Origin of the sequence: Acidaminococcus sp. CAG:542, from assembly GCF_000437815.1 — a bacterium.
In the GTDB taxonomy this organism is placed as follows: Bacteria; Bacillota; Negativicutes; order Acidaminococcales; family Acidaminococcaceae; genus Acidaminococcus.
In genome coordinates, this window is the sequence record NZ_FR902042.1 from 18092 (window position 1) to 20174 (window position 2083).

General features: G+C 56.6%; 3 protein-coding genes. All 3 read left to right on the forward strand.

All coding sequences use genetic code 11. The features are described from left to right. Positions 1-736: malic enzyme-like NAD(P)-binding protein (locus tag QVO43_RS02825; protein ID WP_288174400.1), on the forward strand; the 736-nt coding region annotated here is incomplete at its 5' end. Between the two features lie 61 nt (positions 737-797). Continuing rightward, complete coding sequence (locus QVO43_RS02830; RefSeq protein ID WP_022487088.1) at positions 798-1619, forward strand: MetQ/NlpA family ABC transporter substrate-binding protein; 822 nt, start codon at positions 798-800, stop codon at positions 1617-1619. A gap of 74 nt (positions 1620-1693) precedes the next feature. Further along, entirely contained in the window at positions 1694-1963 is a 270-nt protein-coding gene (locus QVO43_RS02835; RefSeq protein WP_022487089.1) for a helix-turn-helix transcriptional regulator, read from the forward strand. Positions 1964-2083 lie beyond the last annotated feature (120 nt).

The window sequence follows — 2083 nt, forward strand, 5'->3', positions numbered from 1 at the left end:
CGCCGCCATTCTGGGGGCTCTCCGGTTCGTGAAAAAGGACATCGATAAGGTGAAAGTGGTGGTCAACGGTTGCGGGGCTGCCGGTTCCGCCATCGGCAAACTGCTGGTGCGCCTGGGTGTGAAGAACCTGACCATGATCGACGTCCATGGGGCCGTGTATGAAGGCCGTCCGGGAGAAATGGACATGGCCACTGCCTATCTGGCCAGCGTCACCAACCAGGACCACTACAAAGGGGACCTGAAAGGGGCCGTAAAGGGAGCCGATGTACTCCTGGGGGTTTCCGCTCCCCGGCTGTTCACCAAAGAAGTGATCCAGAGCATGAATGACAATGCGGTGGTATTCGCCCTGGCCAACCCGGTGCCTGAAACCACCTACGAAGAAGCCAAGGCTGCCGGCGCTGCCGTAGCCGGTACCGGCCGCAGCGATGCTCCCAACCAGGTGAACAACGTGTGTGTGTTCCCGGGCATCTTCCGGGGTGCCCTGGCCGTCCGGGCCTCCGCCATTACGGAAGAAATGAAAGTGGCTGCCGTTAAAGCCATTACCGGGCTGATTGCTGACGATGAACTGCGGGAAGACTATGTGGTTCCCGGTGCCTTCGACCGGCGGATCGTCCCGGCCATTGCTGCCGCCGTGGCCAAAACCGCCATGGAACAGGGCATCGCCCGGGTAAAGCGGGATCCGGAAGACATCCGGAAAGAAGCCGCGGAACGGGTGGAACGGAACTGGAATGCATGATTTTTCCCCGGAACGGAAAAATCGGCTGACAGCTGATAAAGCAAAAAAGGAGGAAAAAATGATGAAAAAACTGGCACTGGTACTGGCCGGACTGCTGGCTCTGGCCGGCATCGCCGGGGGCTGCGGAAGCTCCACCGGCAGCAAACCCGCAGGGGGAGACAAAAAAGTAGTCCTGAAGGTGGGAGCTTCTCCGGTTCCCCATGCAGAGATCCTGGAACAGGTGAAACCCCTGCTGGCCAAAGAAGGGGTGGACCTGCAGGTGGTGGAATTCACCGATTATGTGAAGCCCAACCTGAGCCTTAGCGACAAGGAAATTGACGCCAACTTCTTCCAGCATCTGCCGTACCTGGAAAAATTCTGCAAAGACCGGAACCTGTCCCTGGTTTCCGTGGGCAAAGTCCACATCGAACCCATGGGCGTATACTCCAAGAAGATCAAAGACATCAAATCCGTGCCTGATGGCGCTAAAATCGCCATCCCCAACGATCCCACCAACGGGGGCCGTGCCCTGGCCATCCTGGAAAAGGCCGGCCTGCTGAAACTGAAGGACGGGGTAGGGGTCATGGCTACCGCCAATGACATTGTAGACAACCCCAAGAACCTCCAGATCACCGAAGCCGAAGCCGCCATGCTGCCCCGGACCCTGGATGATGTGGATCTGGCGGTGATCAACTCCAACTTCGCCATGGAAGCCAAACTGAATCCCACCAAGGATGCCCTGTTCATCGAAGCCAAGGATTCTCCTTATGCCAACATCGTGGCCGTACGGAAAGGCGACGAAAACCGGCCGGAAATCCAGAAGCTGATGAAAGCCCTGAACAGCCCGGAAGTGAAGAAATTCATCGAAGAAAAATACAAAGGCGCCATTATCCCGGCGTTCTGATGACAAAAGAGGTGTTGCACCAGCAACACCTCTTTTGCTATACTGGAAGAAAAACTTCGGAGGCCTTATCCATCATGTCCAACACCATTGTTTATGAAGACGGCACAGCATTCCATCCCGGTTCCTATCTGGAAGACCTTCTGGATGACTGGCAGATGACCCCGGCCCAGTTCGCCCACAAACTGGGGAAACCCCTGGAAACCGTGGACCAGCTCCTGGCCGGAGAAATCCCGGTGGACCTGGAACTGGCCAGCAAACTGGAAGAAGCCACAGAAATCAGCGCTGCCGCCTGGCTGAATCTCCAGTTCATGTTCGACGAAAAAGTGGAAGCGCACAAGAAGTAAAGGAGGGGCTGTTGCATAAGCAACAGCCCCTTTGGCCGCGAGTCTCGAGTCGTGAGTCGCGGGCCACTGGATAGAACTTGTCCTTCGACCAGGTTCTTCTTATTGTGTATAACCGTAGGG

Bases quoted from the DNA above. Each gene is read 5' to 3' on its own strand.
- QVO43_RS02830 (WP_022487088.1), top strand. From the start codon at position 798: ATGAAAAAACTGGCACTGGTACTGGCCGGACTGCTGGCTCTGGCCGGC.
- QVO43_RS02835 (WP_022487089.1), top strand. From the start codon at position 1,694: ATGTCCAACACCATTGTTTATGAAGACGGCACAGCATTCCATCCCGGT.